The 15,860-nt window shown below is 49.8% G+C and carries 11 protein-coding genes and 2 tRNA genes; 10 read left to right on the forward strand and 3 right to left on the reverse strand.

All coding sequences use genetic code 11. From position 1 onward, the window contains the following. Positions 1-209: 209 nt before the first annotated feature. Positions 210-1,604: a nucleotide 5'-monophosphate nucleosidase PpnN gene (ppnN, locus tag H8K38_RS15930; RefSeq protein WP_222610887.1), complete on the forward strand. Its 1,395-nt coding sequence runs from the start codon at positions 210-212 to the stop codon at positions 1,602-1,604. A gap of 160 nt (positions 1,605-1,764) precedes the next feature. Further along, positions 1,765-2,724, forward strand: a complete 960-nt coding sequence (locus H8K38_RS15935; protein ID WP_186885827.1) for a chemotaxis protein — start codon at positions 1,765-1,767, stop codon at positions 2,722-2,724. A 115-nt stretch (positions 2,725-2,839) separates the two neighbouring features. On the opposite strand, the gene H8K38_RS15940 is transcribed toward H8K38_RS15935, so the two are convergent. Then, on the reverse strand, positions 2,840-3,337 hold the full coding sequence (locus H8K38_RS15940; protein ID WP_186885828.1) for a hypothetical protein: 498 nt from the start codon (positions 3,335-3,337) through the stop codon (positions 2,840-2,842). Between the two features lie 254 nt (positions 3,338-3,591). Here H8K38_RS15940 and H8K38_RS15945 point away from each other — a divergent pair, with 254 nt between their 5' ends. The 4 genes from H8K38_RS15945 (at position 3,592) to nadC (ending at position 9,878) form a co-directional block, all read left to right on the forward strand. After that, on the forward strand, positions 3,592-5,541 hold the full coding sequence (locus H8K38_RS15945; RefSeq protein ID WP_186885829.1) for a CocE/NonD family hydrolase: 1,950 nt from the start codon (positions 3,592-3,594) through the stop codon (positions 5,539-5,541). A gap of 44 nt (positions 5,542-5,585) precedes the next feature. After that, on the forward strand, positions 5,586-7,637 hold the full coding sequence (locus tag H8K38_RS15950) for a M13 family metallopeptidase (protein WP_186885830.1): 2,052 nt from the start codon (positions 5,586-5,588) through the stop codon (positions 7,635-7,637). A gap of 210 nt (positions 7,638-7,847) precedes the next feature. Next, a complete protein-coding gene (nadA, locus tag H8K38_RS15955) occupies positions 7,848-8,984 on the forward strand; it encodes a quinolinate synthase NadA (RefSeq protein ID WP_370587108.1) in 1,137 nt (378 codons plus the stop codon). 27 nt (positions 8,985-9,011) lie between these two features. Next, positions 9,012-9,878 (forward strand): carboxylating nicotinate-nucleotide diphosphorylase, encoded by an 867-nt coding sequence (nadC, locus tag H8K38_RS15960; RefSeq protein WP_186885831.1) that lies wholly within the window; start codon positions 9,012-9,014, stop codon positions 9,876-9,878. Between the two features lie 127 nt (positions 9,879-10,005). Here nadC and nadB read toward each other — a convergent pair whose 3' ends face one another. Together nadB and purT are read right to left on the reverse strand one after the other, a co-directional pair. Then, positions 10,006-11,613 carry an L-aspartate oxidase gene (gene nadB, locus H8K38_RS15965; protein ID WP_186885832.1) on the reverse strand — a complete coding sequence of 536 codons (1,608 nt, stop codon included), beginning with the start codon at positions 11,611-11,613 and terminating at the stop codon, positions 10,006-10,008. Between the two features lie 117 nt (positions 11,614-11,730). Continuing rightward, complete coding sequence (gene purT / locus H8K38_RS15970) at positions 11,731-12,942, reverse strand: formate-dependent phosphoribosylglycinamide formyltransferase (protein ID WP_186885833.1); 1,212 nt, start codon at positions 12,940-12,942, stop codon at positions 11,731-11,733. A 313-nt stretch (positions 12,943-13,255) separates the two neighbouring features. Here purT and H8K38_RS15975 point away from each other — a divergent pair, with 313 nt between their 5' ends. From H8K38_RS15975 to H8K38_RS15990, 4 genes are all read left to right on the forward strand, one after another. Then, positions 13,256-13,528: an HU family DNA-binding protein gene (locus H8K38_RS15975; RefSeq protein WP_186885834.1), complete on the forward strand. Its 273-nt coding sequence runs from the start codon at positions 13,256-13,258 to the stop codon at positions 13,526-13,528. Between the two features lie 52 nt (positions 13,529-13,580). Then, positions 13,581-13,656, forward strand: a tRNA-Val gene (locus tag H8K38_RS15980). 27 nt (positions 13,657-13,683) lie between these two features. Next, a tRNA-Asp gene (locus H8K38_RS15985) sits at positions 13,684-13,760 on the forward strand. 86 nt (positions 13,761-13,846) lie between these two features. Next, complete coding sequence (locus H8K38_RS15990) at positions 13,847-15,769, forward strand: SurA N-terminal domain-containing protein (RefSeq protein WP_186885835.1); 1,923 nt, start codon at positions 13,847-13,849, stop codon at positions 15,767-15,769. The last annotated feature ends 91 nt before the right edge of the window (positions 15,770-15,860 follow it).

The raw sequence follows: 15,860 nt of genomic DNA on the forward strand, positions 1-15,860 counted from the left end.
AGTGCGCAATGAAAATAAATTCCGCTAGCTCCGTAAAGTTGTTGCTGGTCGAAATTCAATGATTAAAATCATGTGCAAGATATAAATGGTTTACTGCGAGGCATAATGGGGAACGTATGAAGGCTAGTACTGAAATAAAGTACGGAAATAACATTGTGTCGAGAGTTTGATGTGCGGAATTAATTTGATTGATGCGGAGAAAAGCAGTGATGGAATATGAAGTGATTGATAGTCAGATTGCACCGGAAGGTCGCATGGAAGTATTGTCTAAGGCGGAAGTCAGTAAGTTGCTTGATAACAGCCATGGGGGTTTGTATCAGGTGTTTCGTAGCTGTGCGTTAGCGGTATTGAATTGCGGCAGCGGTCTGGATGATGGCAAGGAATTGCTGGAACGTTATAAGAATTTTGATATCAGCATTGTTCAGCGTGAGCGTGGAATTAAACTGGATATCAAAGGCGCACCTGCTCTGGCTTTTGTCAACGGCGTCATGATCAAAGGAATTCAAGAGCATCTGTTTGCCGTATTGCGCGATATTTTGTTCATGAATGCAGAAATGGAAAACAGTGCCGCGACTGGAATTGCAGACAGAAATAAATTCAATCTGAATTCCAGCGAGGGAATCACTGACGCGGTGTTCCATATTTTGCGTAACGCGAATTTGTTACGCCCTCAGGTGAACCCGAATCTGGTGGTGTGCTGGGGCGGTCACTCTATTTCTGGTCATGAGTATGACTACACCAAGCAAGTCGGTTATCAGCTTGGCTTACGTAACCTGGATATTTGCACCGGTTGCGGCCCAGGTGCGATGAAGGGACCGATGAAGGGGGCGACGATAGGTCATGCGAAGCAACGTATTGCGCATAGCCGCTACATAGGTTTGACCGAACCGGGAATTATCGCCGCCGAGGCGCCGAATCCCATCGTCAATGATCTGGTGATTTTGCCGGATATTGAGAAGCGGCTCGAAGCTTTTGTTCGTATCGGGCATGCAGTCATCGTCTTTCCAGGTGGCGCTGGCACGGCTGAAGAGATTCTCTACTTGCTCGGTATTTTGCTGCATCCTGAGAATGAAGGAATTCCGTTTCCTCTGATTTTTACAGGCCCCGATGGTGCGGCTGATTACTTTCATCAGATTGATCAGTTTATCGCCAGCACTTTGGGCCCTCAGGCGCAGCAGCACTACCAGATTATTGTAAATGATCCCGTCGCGGTTGCCAGCGCCGTTGAACAGGGTATAAAGCAGGTCAGGGAATTCAGAAAGCAAAAGGGCGATGCTTATTATTTCAACTGGATGTTGAAGATCGATGAAGAGTTTCAGCGACCATTTGAACCCAGTCATGAAAATATGCGCAATCTGGCAATTCATAAAAATCAGCCGCAGCACATACTGGCCGCCAACCTGCGCCGTGCATTTTCCGGGGTGGTTGCCGGTAATGTGAAGAATCAGGGAATCAGGGCGATAGAACAATATGGGAATTTTGAAATCTGTGGTGACCCCGCCATCATGGAATCCATGGATGCTTTATTAAGCTCGTTTGTTGCACAAAATCGTATGAAATTGCCGGGGAAAGCGTACACTCCTTGTTATCGGATTATTAAATAAAGCAGATGCGGGGGACTTGCGCTTTTATCGTCTTATTTTTGTTCCGGAACTGCAAAAAGATGTGAATTCCCCGTCTTGAAAGATAAATTTGTTTGGCTTATCCGTTGAAATTGGTAACATACCATCGAACCAGTTCTCTTTAATTTAGAAGGAAATATTTATGAGTACAGTACAGCAGGAAGTGGACGAGCGTACCAATCTCACCGGTTCGAATAAATTTGAATTGCTGCTGTTCAGATTGGGCGGTGATACAAATGGCGATCGCTCTGAATTGTTTGGTATCAACGTGTTTAAAGTGCGCGAAATCGTTGCGATGCCTGCGATTACTGCTGTTGCCGGCTCTCTTCCCCATATGCTGGGTGTAGTGAACTTGCGCGGGCAAATAATTCCAGTGATTGATTTGCCTGCGGTTGTCGGATGTACGCCGAAAACTGGCCTGAATATTATGCTGGTTACTGAATATGCGCGCACCACTCAGGGATTCGCAGTGGAATCTGTTGAGGAAATCGTGCGGCTTGACTGGAGTCAGGTGCTGTCAGCAGAAAACAGTGCTGTAGGTGGCATGGTAACCAGCATTGCTCGTCTTGACGGCGATGTTGAGAATACCCGTCTGGCTCAGGTGCTCGATGTGGAGCAGATCCTGCGTGAGATTACGCCATCTGACACGAAAGATGTTGACCCAGATACGATTGGCGATAAGTTGTTGATGAAAGAAGGCGCTGTCATTCTGGCGGCGGATGATTCTGGCGTGGCTCGCAGCTTGATCGAACAGGCGCTGAATGCGATAGGTGCGCCGTTTATCATGACTAAAACGGGTAAAGAGGCCTGGGATAAATTGCAGTCAATGACGGCAGCCTCTCTTGCGGATGGGAAGCCTGCCAGCGATAAAGTGGCGATGATACTCACCGATCTGGAGATGCCTGAAATGGATGGCTTTACCCTGACACGTAAGATCAAGCAGGATGATCGTTATAAGAATTTACCTGTGATTATCCACTCGTCTCTCTCCGGTTCCACGAACGAAGAGCACATTAAGAGCGTTGGCGCAGATGCCTATGTCGCCAAGTTTGTGGCAGAAGAGTTGGCAGCAGCAATCAGGAAAATTTTGAAAAATAAATAGTAAGTCAGCGCTTGTTTGCTATGTAAAAAGGACGCCGGGTTGGCGTCCTTTTTTTATATCGTCATTTATATCGCGACCGATGTCGCCACCTTGGAATTGAGCATGAATGACGATGTTATCGTCCTTGCGCGGGGACTTTTCTCCAGCCGCCCGGACAATCTTTAATTGCAGGATAAAAGCCGTCTGGCTGATTACAGTACAGCCAGTCGCCGTTATTGCTTGTTACTGGGATGGGATCGGAGTAGGTATAACTGGTCGCAGGTTCACTGATATACGCTGGACTGGAGTAGGTGCTATATGTCGTTGCGTATGCTGGGTAGGGCGCATACGTTGTGTACGTCTGGTTGCTATACACGACAGATGGTGCACTGAGCATGGCGCCCACGACTACTGAGCCCAGCAGAACCTCCGGAAAATAAGAGTAATGCCCCCGGTAATAGCCGTGGTTGCCGTAATAAGGGCGGGGACTATGATAAGTGTATCCGGGGAATGGGCGTCCGGCGTAGTAGCCGTGGCGAACAGAGTTGACCGGGCCGGAGTGCGATTGCGCCAGCACATTGGCGGAAAAACAAAGAGCAAATCCGGTTACGCAAAGCAGCTTAAATACCTTCATGATGTCAACCTTCAGCATATAAATGGCTGTTTCAGTAAAATTCCGAAACTTAATGCAAAAAAAACACTCAGTAACAGATAACTATGATCTGTCATGTTCATATACTGCATATTAGCAGTATTCTGAAAATCTATTGTTTCCTTATGTTGCACGATGAAGCGTGCTTTTTAAATTGGAAATAGCAGAATATGCGTGTAAATGGCAGTCAAAAGAAATGATGTTCCGTGAAAATCCGATAAGAAAAAGGATCTGTGATGACTCGTTTGAAACTTTCTGCGTTGTTATGTGCGTCGCTGCTGGCGTTTAATCCGCTTAGTTCTGCGCTGGCTGCAGCAGATACAACGGAAAAAGCTGACAGCAAGCCCTCGGTGCGTGAGCTGTACACCAAATATGAATACCTGATTCCTATGCGTGATGGTGTGCACCTGTTTACCGTGGTCTATGTTCCCAAAGATACATCTAAAGCTTATCCGTTTCTGATGGTCAGAACGCCTTATGGTAGCGGCGTGCATGATGGTGAAGAGTCGCATTATGGTGTGGATTTTTACCCGCGTTCTGTCGGTCCATCAAAGGAATTTGAAAACAGCGGCTATATTTTCGTGAATCAGGATGTGCGTGGGCGCTACATGTCGGAAGGTAAGTGGCAGGAAATGACGCCCCATGCGAAATCAGACCGTGCTCCCGGCGAAGGCAATGAAAGCCAGGATATGTATGACACCGTCGAATGGCTGTTAAAGAACGTACGGGGTAATAACGGTAAGCTTGGTATCTGGGGTATTTCATATCCCGGTTTTTATACCTCTGCCAGCGTCATCGATTCGCATCCAGCAATCAAGGCGGCATCACCGCAGGCGCCAGTGACAGATTTATATATGGGCGATGATTCTTATCATGGTGGCGCCTTTATGTTGTCGGCAAATTTTGATTTTTATACCAATTTCACGGCAGAAAAAAATCCGACCCGGTTGCCAAAAATCTGGAGTCAGTTTGACTATGGAACGCAGGATAGTTATCAGTATTTTCTGCAACATCTGACACTGGGAAATATCACGGCACAACTCAGCGACAAACAGCGCGAATTACTGATGCCGACAATTGCCCATACCAGTTACGATGATTTCTGGAAGTCGCGCAATATTGCGGCGCATCTGAAAAACGTTAAAACGCCGGTACTCACGGTTGGCGGTTGGTATGACGCCGAGGATGCGCAAGGCCCGTTCACAACCTATCAGGCGATCAAAGCGAATAATAAAGGCAGTTTTAATGGCGTCGTGATGGGGCCGTGGGCGCATGGCGGATGGGCTGGCGCAGAAGGTAAGTCATTAGGCAATGTCAGCTTTGATGTGAAGACCGGCGAGTATTACCGTAAAAATATTCTGTTTCCGTTTTTTGAGCAGCATCTGAAAGGCGAGAAGGGCAAAGCACTGGCGGAAGCGACCGTGTTTGAAACCGGAACGAATATCTGGCGCGAATACGCCAGTTGGCCGCCACAGCAGGCACAAAATCGTACTTTGTATTTTTCTGCGAATGGGAAGCTGAGTTGGAAAGAGCCACAGGAAGAGTTCAACACCTTTGACGAATATATCAGCGACCCGAAAAAGCCTGTGCCGTTTATCTCGTATGTGGCAACGGGTGTGCCGCGTGAGTATATGGTGTCAGATCAACGTTTTGCTTCTACCCGCCCCGATGTGCTGGTGTATCAGACTGATGTGTTGGAAGAAGATGTGACGATTGCGGGGCCGGTCAGTCCCCGTTTATTTGTCTCGACATCCGGTACCGATGCTGACTGGGTCGTGAAGCTGATTGATGTTTATCCTGATGATTATCCTGAGCGACAAGCGCCGCGTGATCGAGGTAGTGATGTGCCGCCTCCGGCGATAAAAATGGCCGGTTATCAGCAATTAGTCCGTGGCGAGCCTTTGCGTGGAAAGTTCCGTCACGGTTTTGAACAACCTATGCCATTTGCGCCGGGAAAAGTTGATACAGTGAGCTATCGTATGCCGGATATCAACCACACGTTTCGCCGTGGGCACAGGATCATGGTGCAGGTACAAAGCTCATGGTTCCCGTTGATTGACTTAAATCCACAAAAATTTATGGATATTCCTAAGGCAAATCCTGACGATTTCCAAAAAGCGACGCAACGCATTTATCGCTCGCCAGGGCAGTATTCCGGTATCTCCGTACCAGTGTTGGTGAAATAATCGCTGGCACTACATTCACTTATATTTCAATAAAACGAAAAATTATGTCGACACCTCAATTCTTCAAACGCAGCATCCTTGCTACTCTGGTGAGTCTTGCCTGTATGTCTGCACCGTTGCAGGCACAAACTGCCACCTCAAACCAATTGGTACTTGAATCATCAACGATGGATTTGAAAGCAGATCCATGCACACAATTTTTTGAATATGCGAATGGGCTATGGTTGAAAAATAATCCTATTCCTGCTGATCGCTCGCGCTACAGTGCTTACGATGAGGTCACCGAGCGCAATATGATTGCCTTGAAAAAAATCGCGGAAACAGCTGCGGCGGGTCACGATCAAAACCGCGCAGCGCAACTGGTTGGCGCGTTTTACGCCAGCGGTATGAATGAAGCGCAAATCGAAAAAGAGGGCGTACGTCCACTGGATGCGACATTGGCGCAAATTAACGCTATCGGTGATAAGCAGCAGTTGATTTCCATGATTGCTGTATTGCATAAACAAGGCATCAATCCCTTATTTGGCTTTACGATCGATCAGGATGCGAAAAATGCGAACCGCTATATTCCACAACTGATGCAAGGCGGTCTGGGCTTGCCGGATCGTGATTACTATCTGAAAACCGATGCAAAAACGAAAGAGATTCGCGCTAAATATCTGTCTTATATGACGCAGATGTTTGGCTTTCTGGGCGATACATCTGAGGTCGCAGCAAAAAATGCAGCAGATGTGCTGGCGCTGGAAACCCGTCTCGCCAAGGTTTCTCTGACCAAGGTTGAGTTGCGTGATCCGCAGGCCAGCTATCATTTGTCCGACTTGGCTGGGTTGCAGAAACTGACGAAATCCACGCCGTGGGCCACGTATTTTTCGGGTGTTGGGCTGACGCAGCCGGGGCAGATCAATATTGCGCATCCTAAATTTTTCGCCGAAGCCGATCGCCTGCTGGATCGCGTACCACTGGATCAATGGAAAACCTATTTGCGTTGGGAATTGCTGAACACGCGGGCATCAGCACTCAGCTCTGCACTGGTCAATGCGCATTTTGATTTTTACGGCAAAACTCTGGCCGGGACGAAAGAGCTGCAACCGCGCTGGAAACGGGTGCTGGCAAGCATTGATGCTCACACTGGTGAGGCCATGGGTGAGTTGTATGTGGCTCAGTTCTTCGGACCCGAAGCGAAAGCTGGCGTGCAGGAAATGGTGGCGAACATTAAAGCGGCGATGCGCGACAGTATCGGTAAGCTGGAGTGGATGTCCGATGTGACCAAGCAGCAATCGTATAAAAAACTCGATACGGTGATGGTGAAAACCGGTTACCCCGATGTCTGGCGCGATTACTCCGGTTTGCAGATCGACAAGGGCTCGTATGCCGACAATATCGCGCGCGCCTCTGAATTCGAGTTTAAGCGTGTGCTGGCAAAATTAGGTAAGCCTATCGACCGCAATGAATGGGGTATGACGCCGCAAACGGTGAACGCCTATTACAACCCGACCATGAATGAAATGGTCTTCCCGGCCGGGATACTGCAACCGCCGCTGTACCATGTGAATGCCGACCCGGCAGCGAACTACGGTAATACCGGTGCGACGATAGGGCATGAACTGACGCATGGTTTTGATGATGAAGGGCGGCAGTTCGACGCACAGGGAAATCTGAAAAGCTGGTGGACGCCGCAGGATGAGAAAAAATTCCTGTTGCGCGCCAAGGCCATTGAGCGTCAGTTTGATGAATTTAATCCTATCGATCAACTGCACATTAACGGCAAGCTGACGGCCGGTGAAAATATCGCCGATCTGGGTGGCTTGAAAATCGCGTTACAAGCCTTACGTCAATCGTTGAAGGCCAAACCACAGGCCGCAGAAATTGACGGCCTGACGCCGGATCAGCGCTTCTTCGTTGCGAATGCGCAAAGTTTCCGCAGCCTGATTCGTGATGAAATGTTGCGCATGAAACTGGCCACAGACCCGCATGCGCCAGACAAATACCGCGTCATTGCGCCGCTGGCAAACATGCCGGAATTTGCGGAGGCCTTCCAATGTAAGGGCGATCGTTCGCCATTGCGTCAGGGTGCGAAACGCGTGAACATCTGGTAACAGCGTATACTGTCGCCTTTGCTGTGATCCCAACGCCGGTTTCGCCCACAGCGCAACCGGCGTTTTTTATCCTCAATTTCCCTAAAAAACAGGGGGTATATGCCAAAATCGGCCTATTGTCAGCATAAACAATGGGTCTTTTTATATACCCCGGGGAGTATATTTTGATGCCGGAACGCCTTCCAGCGCGCTTCCGGCGATAGGCAGAGAATGATGGAAGCTACCAAAGTCGTTGAATTTGAACGTCCTTTAATGGAAGAAGGCAGCAGTTGTGTCGCCAATGCCTGGGCCAAAGTGCCGGATATGCCGACACCGGAAGAAAAAATCGCCCTGAAAAACCGTATCCGCAGCTTGCTGAAAGAAAAGCAGGCGGTGCTGGTTGCGCATTACTATGTGGATGCAGACTTGCAGGATCTGGCCGAAGAAACCGGCGGTTGCGTGTCTGACTCGCTGGAAATGGCGCGTTTCGGGCGGGATCATCCGGCCAAAACGTTGATCGTCGCTGGTGTTAAATTCATGGGCGAAACAGCCAAAATCCTCAGTCCTGAAAAAACGATACTGATGCCGGATCTGGATGCGACCTGCTCGCTCGATCTGGGGTGCCCGGCCGATGAGTTTGCGGCGTTTTGCGATGCGCATCCTGATCGCACCGTGGTCGTGTATGCCAATACCAGTGCCGCTGTCAAAGCGCGTGCCGATTGGATGGTGACCTCCAGTATCGGTCTCGATATCGTCGCGCATTTGCATGCGCAGGGCAAAAAAATCTTATGGGCGCCGGACAAACATCTGGGCAGCTATATCCAGAAAAAAACTGGTGCCGACATGTTGTTGTGGCAGGGTTCCTGTCTCGTGCATGATGAATTCAAAGGTATAGAGCTGGATTTGCTGAAGGCCGAGCATCCGAATGCAAAAATTCTGGTGCATCCGGAGTCGCCAGCCGCCGTCGTTGCGCTGGCCGATGTGGTGGGTTCGACGTCGCAAATGATTCACGCGGCGCAGACCATGGATGCGCAGGAGTTCATTGTCGCCACCGACAACGGCATCCTGCACAAAATGCAGCTGGCTGCACCTGGTAAAACGTTCATCGTCGCGCCAACGGCGGGCAATAGTGCGACATGTAAAAGCTGTGCGCACTGCCCGTGGATGGCGATGAACGGCTTGCGCAATTTGCTGCACGTGCTGGAAAACGGCGATCATGAAATTCATGTTGATCCTGTGGTCGGGCAAAAAGCGCGGGTCTGCATTGATCGCATGCTGGATTTTGCGGCGGCGAAAAAAGCCAATGTGCGTCCGTCATCCGATCTGGCAAAAGAAGCCAGCTTATTTTCCGGCATTGGTCCGGCTTAACTGAACTCTGCTCAGGATTTTGTACTCATGCCTAGTAATTTGAAAAATTCTCATTCGCCGTTTGATGCCGATCTGCAAAAAGCGTTTGAACGCAATATCCGTGATGCACTGGCGGAAGATGTCGGTGCCGCCGACCTGACTGGCTTGTTGGTGCCTGCCGATGAAATCGTACAGGCGCAGGTCATCGTGCGCGAAGATGCCATTCTGTGTGGTGCGCCGTGGTTCGATGCCGTGATGACGACGCTGGATGCCGCTATCGAAGTGGATTGGCAATACGCCGAAGGTGAGGCGATAAAGGCCAACACGGTGGTCTGCAAAATCAAGGCGCCAGCCCGTGCTTTGCTGACGGCCGAACGTTCCGCGCTGAATTTCTTGCAGTTGTTGTCTGCGGTTGCGACTGCGACCGGCAAGTATGTTGCTATCATCGCCGGCACTAAAGCGGCGATTCTCGATACGCGCAAAACCTTACCAGGATTGCGTCTGGCGCAAAAATATGCGGTACGTGTCGGCGGTGGAAAAAACCAGCGTCTGGCTTTGTATGACGGCATCCTGATCAAGGAAAATCATATCGCTGCCGCTGGTGGTGTCGCCGCTGCCATGCAACAGGCGCTGAGTCTGAATGCCGGAGTCAGCATACAGATAGAAGTGGAAACGCTGGAGCAATTGCAGACAGCATTGCAAGCCGGTGCGACATCGATTTTGCTGGATAACTTCGATACCGCAACGATGCGTGAAGCCGTGGCAATCAACGCTGGCCGTGCTTTGCTGGAAGCATCCGGTGGCATTGATCATGTCACCGTTCGCGCGATTGCTGAAACCGGTGTGGATCGCATTTCCATCGGCAGCCTGACCAAGGATATCAAGGCGACGGATTATTCTTTACGGATTATCTGAGCGCTGATAGTTTTCCCGTTCTTTTTTCGCATAAAACAATACCGCCAGAGTCCGCATAAATATTGGGCTGTGGCGGCATTGTTTTTGCCGTTTTCGTGATTCTTGATTGTGTTGAATCGCCTGATGCTTACTTTTTGCGCTTCGGCGTCAGCACCGTCGGCAAGGCTTTTGGCAAGGTGTCGGGATAATCGCGGCTGAAATGCAGGCCACGGCTTTCACGGCGTGACAAGGCACTGTTGACGATGAGTGAGGCGACTTCAACCAGATTGCGCAATTCCAGCAAGTGATTGGAAATGCGGAAGTTGGCGTAATACTCGTCGATTTCTTCTTTCAGCAAACGTATCCTGTGCTTCGCGCGCTCCAGTCGTTTGGTGGTGCGTACGATACCGACATAATTCCACATGAAGCGGCGCAATTCATCCCAGTTGTGGGCGATCACGACTTCTTCATCGGCGTCAGAGACGCGGCTTTCATCCCAGTCAGGCAAAGCGATCGGTGTGATTCTTTCCTGACTTTCTATGTGTTTTGCTGCGGCACGGCCAACGACCAGACATTCAAGCAGGGAATTGCTGGCGAGACGATTGGCGCCATGCAGGCCGGTGTAAGCCGTTTCCCCGACCGCATACAGGCCGTGCAGATCGGTTCTGCCATCGGTATCGGTGACAATGCCGCCACAGGTGAAATGCACAGCGGGCACGACAGGAATACCTTGTTTGGTGATGTCGATGCCGAGCTCCAGACAGCGTGCATAAATCGTCGGGAAGTGCTCTTGCAGGAATTCTGGTGGCTGATGGCTGATGTCGAGCTCTACATAATCGAGGCCGCGTTTTTTCATTTCGAAGTCGATCGCGCGCGCCACCACATCACGTGGTGCGAGCTCCAGACGTTCATCATGATCGGCCATAAAACGCTTGCCAGCGGCGGCACCTGCTTCGGCGGGTAATTTTAAAATACCGCCTTCGCCACGCACCGCTTCCGTGATCAGGAAAGATTTGGCAAATGGGTGATACAGACAGGTTGGGTGAAATTGAATGAATTCCATATTGCCGACGCGGCAGCCTGCGCGCCATGCCATTGCAATACCGTCGCCAGTCGCTGTATCCGGATTCGTGGTGTACAGATAAACTTTGCCTGCGCCGCCGGTCGCCATCACGGTATGCTGAGCGGAGAAGGTATCGACTTTTCCGGTTTTAACGTCTTGCACATACAGACCGAGACAACGTGGTGTCGGTGAGGTGTCGCCGAGCTTTGCGGAGGTGATGACGTCAATCGCGTAATGATGTTCAAACAGCGCGATGTTGGGGTGGTTACGCACCTTTTGTTCCAGCGTGACCTGCACCGCATGTCCGGTGGCGTCGGCGGCATGAATGATGCGACGCTGACTATGACCACCTTCGCGCGTCAGATGAAAGCCGAGTTCGGCTTCTTCGTCTCTGGTGAATGGCACGCCTTGTTCTATCAGCCAGTCAATTGCTTCACGCCCATGCTCAACAATATAACGGGTTGCTCCTTCGTCGCACAGGCCGCCCCCAGCGATCAGTGTGTCTGAAATATGCTGATCATGACTGTCATGCGAATCCAGAACGGCGGCAATGCCGCCCTGAGCCCAATTGCTGGCACCGTCAAGCAATTCGCGTTTGGAGATGATGGCAACCTTGCGTGTTTGCGCCAGATGCAAGGCGACGGATAAGCCCGCCAGACCGCTGCCAACGATGACTACATCGAAATTCTTCATAAAGAGCTTTATAAAAACGTGCTGTCTTGTTGCGCCGTCTTGTTGTTAAATGGCCGCGATTTTTAAGTCGCGGCAAACGTGCTGACAGACCTGCGTTTGTTGAAATGATTTATTTTATTATTTTATGACGACAGGTCTCACTTTGGCTGCAGCTTCTTTGGCCAGGCGGCGTGCTGTGTCGGTGTCGCCCGCTGCTGCCAACGCCACGCCCATGCGCCGGCGTGCGAAAGATTCCGGTTTGCCGAACAGGCGGATATCTGTGCCCGGTACTTGTAATGCCTCTGCAACGCCTTCAAATGCGATACCTTTTGCTTCGTGTTGGCCGTAAATGACCGCTGATGCCGCCGGTGTCCGTAATGCGACATCGACCGGCAAGCCCAGTATGGCTTTGGCATGCAGCTCGAACTCATTCTGCACCTGACTCGACATGGTGACCATGCCCGTGTCATGTGGACGTGGGCTGACTTCGGAGAACCAGACCATCTCGTTTTTGACGAATAATTCAACCCCAAACAAACCGAGACCGCCGAGATCATCGGTAATTTTCTTGGCGATATCGCGTGCACCTTGCAGCGCCTGCGCGTGCATCGCCTGCGGTTGCCACGATTCGACATAATCGCCTTGCACCTGAACGTGACCGATAGGCTCGCAGAAGTGCGTCTGGATTTCTCCATTGCTGCCTACGGCGCGTACGGTCAGTTGTGTGATTTCGTAGTCGAAATCGATGAAGCCTTCAACAATGACGCGACCAGAATTGACGCGCCCGCCTGCTGCAGCGTAGTTCCATGCGGTTTCTACGTCGGCGGCGCTGTCGAGTTTTGATTGTCCTTTGCCGGAAGAAGACATGACTGGTTTAACGATGCAGGGAAAACCAATTTCTGTGCATGCAGCGCGTAACTCTTCCAGGCTATCGGCGAAGCGATATGGCGATGTCGCCAGCCCTAATGTTTCTGCCGCAAGGCGGCGTATGCCTTCTCGATTCATTGTCAGCCATGCTGCGCGCGCTGTCGGAATCACCTGCACCTTGCCGGCATTTTCGAGTTCAACCAACGTCGGAGTAGCGATGGCTTCGATTTCAGGAACAACCAGATCAGGCTGCTCGAATTCAATCAGTGCCGCCAATGCTGTGCCATCGGTCATATCGATAACGTAAGCGCGATGTGCGACCTGATGACCCGGCGCATTTTCATAGCGATCCACAGCGATCACTTCGACTCCCAGTCGTTGCAGTGAAATGATGACTTCTTTTCCAAGTTCACCTGAGCCCAGCAGCATAACTTTGGTTGCGGAAGGGGCGAGTGGGGTGCCTAAAATTTGAATCGGTTTCATATTTATGTCGGATAATTTTTGTATGATTTTGTCGTCACCACCAGCATGTGGTTTTCGCTTATTTATGCAATGCGCGGCTGAGCCGATTTATCGTTAACAGAAAGCCAGCAACGATATCAAGGTGAAATTATACTGAGTAAAGTCAAACTTAATCTTTAAGATTGCAATGAAAGCTTGTAAAACCGCTTGACACAAGGCTTTCCGGCTTGTTTTAATACCGGATGCAGATTTCCTGCTTGCCGTGATAGATGCGAGACTGAGAAACAATCGAATACATCGTCGCGAAATTCAAATTTTTGTGAGGGGGCTTTAAGTGAATAAAACTGAGTTGATCGATCATATTGCGAAAACAGCGGATATTTCAAAAGCGGCTTCTTCCCGCGCTCTGGACGCTTTGATCGGTGCGGTAAAAACAACGCTGAAGAAAAACGGTACAGTCACACTGGTTGGTTTTGGTACTTTCTCCGTCGGTAAACGTGCAGCAAGAACTGGCCGTAATCCACGTACCGGAGAAGCAATTAAAATCAAGGCGGCTAAGGTTCCTAAATTTAAACCTGGCAAAGCATTGAAAGATGCTGTAAACTAATGATCTTTCGCGACGCCGTGACAATGGCGGCGCGAGTGTAAATTGCAGGTGCGGGCGCTTAGCTCAGTTGGTAGAGCGGAGCCCTTACAAGGCTTAGGTCGGGAGTTCGAGCCTCTCAGCGCCCACCAGTTAATTTATACATAGTAGTAAAAAAAGGAGTGGTAGTTCAGTTGGTTAGAATACCGGCCTGTCACGCCGGGGGTCGCGGGTTCGAGCCCCGTCCGCTCCGCCAGAAAACTGAAAAGGCGAACGAAAGTTCGCCTTTTTTTATATTTGCAATTTTGTGATTGTTATTCTTCGTCATACGATAGGTTGAACATGTTTGAATTTATTCGTACCCATCAGCGCTTAATGCAATTTTTATTGTTGCTGATTATTTTTCCTTCGTTCGCCTTTTTTGGTATCGAGAGTTATACCAGATCGCAAGCGACTGCCGGTGCGACGGTTGCAACGGTTGCAGGTCAGGCGGTCACTCAGCAGGAGCTGGATGCCGCTTTGCGCGAACAGTTGGATAAATTCCGTCAGAGCTATGGTCCGCAATTCGACTCTAAGATGTTGAATACTCCGGAAATGAGGAAAAATGTTCTGGATGAGTTGATTGCCCGTAAAGCCGTTGCTGCTGAAATTAAAAATAGCAAACTGACGGTGACTGACCAGACCCTGCAGCAACAGATTCTGGCATTGCCTGGTCTGGTGAAGGCGGATGGCAGCTTCGATAAAGAACGGTATCTGAATTATCTTGCTTCTCAGGGGATGACTCAGGCTATGTTTGATCAACGTATGCGCCAGGATCTGACGGTTGAGCAGTTGGCTGGTGCTGTGCAGAACACGAGTTTTATTCCAAAAACGGTCGTGGATCGTATTGCGCTGATCAGCGAGCAGGAGCGTGAAGTTCAGATGTTGAACTTTAAAACGGCTGATTTTACCTCGCAGGTAAAAGTCACTGATGAAATGGTGAAAGCTTATTACGATAAAAATGCTGCGCAATTCGAAATTCCTGAGTCAATCAAGGCCGAATATGTTGTCTTGAATAATGATGTATTGCAGGCGCAGGTTGCTGTTTCTGATGCGGAAGTGCAGGAGTTTTATAAAAGCAATGCGAAAGCCTATAGCGTTGATGAGCAGCGCCGTGCCAGTCATATTCTGATTGCGGCGAAAAAAGACGCGAGTGATGCTGAAAAGGCGAAGGCAAAAGCGAAGGCTGAATCATTGTTGGCGGAAGTTCGTAAAAATCCTGCTTCATTCGCAAAGCTGGCAAAAGAAAATTCTCAGGATCCAGGCTCAGCAGAGCGTGGCGGTGATCTTGACTTCTTCGGTAAAGGCGCGATGGTCAAGCCTTTTGAGGATGCAGCTTACAAGCTGAAGCAAGGCGAAGTCAGTGACGTCGTACAGTCCGATTTCGGTTTTCATATCATTCAGTTGACGGATGTTAAGCCTGCGATGGTCAAACCTCTGGATGAGGTGAGGGTGCAAATTACTGCTGATATTAAAAAGCAGAAAGCAGCAAAGGCGTATGCAGAGGCGGCGGAAACTTTTGGTAATACAGTTTATGAGCAGGCGGATAGTCTGAAACCGGTTGCAGACAAACTGAAACTCAAAATAGAAGTAGTTGATGGTTTGATGCGTGAGCCGAATAAGGCGTTGCCAGCTTCTGTTGTGACGAATAATGCCAAATTTCTGACGGCTATTTTTGCTGACGGTGCTGTGAAGAAAAAACACAACACAGAAGCGGTTGAGGTTGCGCCAAATACTCTGATTGCGGGTCGTATTCTGGAATACAAAGCGGCTAGCAAGCGCCCGTTGGAAGAGGTGAAGCCGACGATCGTTGCGAAACTTACGCAATCCGAAGCTGAGGCTTTGGCTGAAAAAGAAGGTAAGGCTAAACTGGCCGCATTGAAAGCGGCGGATTCTGTTGCCGGATTCTCGGATGTGAAAGTGATTTCACGCGCGAAGCCGCAGGATATTCCGGCGGCAGCATTTGTGCAGGTGATGAAGGCGGATACGCAAAAATTGCCAGCTTATGTTGGTGTGGCGCTCGGTGGTGGCGGTTATAGTGTTTTCCGTATTTCTAAGGTGAGTGCAGGTGTTCCTGATGCAGCAAAACGTGCATCAGATGCGCAGCAAATTGCCAGTATGCAGTCGCAACAGGATCTTTTGACTTACATAGAGTTGTTGAAAAAAAAGGCGAAAGTCAGCGTCAATAAATCGGCTTTGGCAGCTCCGGTTCAAGTAGTTCAGTAATCAAAAAAGATGACCATAAAACGGTACCGGAACGGTGCCGTTTTTTTTTGCGCAAACCGTTAATCGGCGTTATTCTTGAGGCTGTTGCGAA

Origin of the sequence: Undibacterium sp. FT79W, from assembly GCF_014284215.1 — a bacterium.
Lineage (GTDB): Bacteria > Pseudomonadota > Gammaproteobacteria > Burkholderiales > Burkholderiaceae_D > Undibacterium > Undibacterium aquatile.

Coding starts and splice junctions, on each gene's coding strand:
- ppnN (WP_222610887.1), top strand. CDS start 210: ATGGAATATGAAGTGATTGATAGTCAGATTGCACCGGAAGGTCGCATG.
- nadA (WP_370587108.1), top strand. CDS start 7,848: ATGATGGAAGCTACCAAAGTCGTTGAATTTGAACGTCCTTTAATGGAA.
- nadC (WP_186885831.1), top strand. CDS start 9,012: ATGCCTAGTAATTTGAAAAATTCTCATTCGCCGTTTGATGCCGATCTG.
- H8K38_RS15945 (WP_186885829.1), top strand. CDS start 3,592: ATGACTCGTTTGAAACTTTCTGCGTTGTTATGTGCGTCGCTGCTGGCG.
- H8K38_RS15935 (WP_186885827.1), top strand. CDS start 1,765: ATGAGTACAGTACAGCAGGAAGTGGACGAGCGTACCAATCTCACCGGT.
- purT (WP_186885833.1), bottom strand. CDS start 12,942: ATGAAACCGATTCAAATTTTAGGCACCCCACTCGCCCCTTCCGCAACC.
- H8K38_RS15950 (WP_186885830.1), top strand. CDS start 5,586: ATGTCGACACCTCAATTCTTCAAACGCAGCATCCTTGCTACTCTGGTG.
- H8K38_RS15990 (WP_186885835.1), top strand. CDS start 13,847: ATGTTTGAATTTATTCGTACCCATCAGCGCTTAATGCAATTTTTATTG.
- H8K38_RS15940 (WP_186885828.1), bottom strand. CDS start 3,337: ATGAAGGTATTTAAGCTGCTTTGCGTAACCGGATTTGCTCTTTGTTTT.
- nadB (WP_186885832.1), bottom strand. CDS start 11,613: ATGAAGAATTTCGATGTAGTCATCGTTGGCAGCGGTCTGGCGGGCTTA.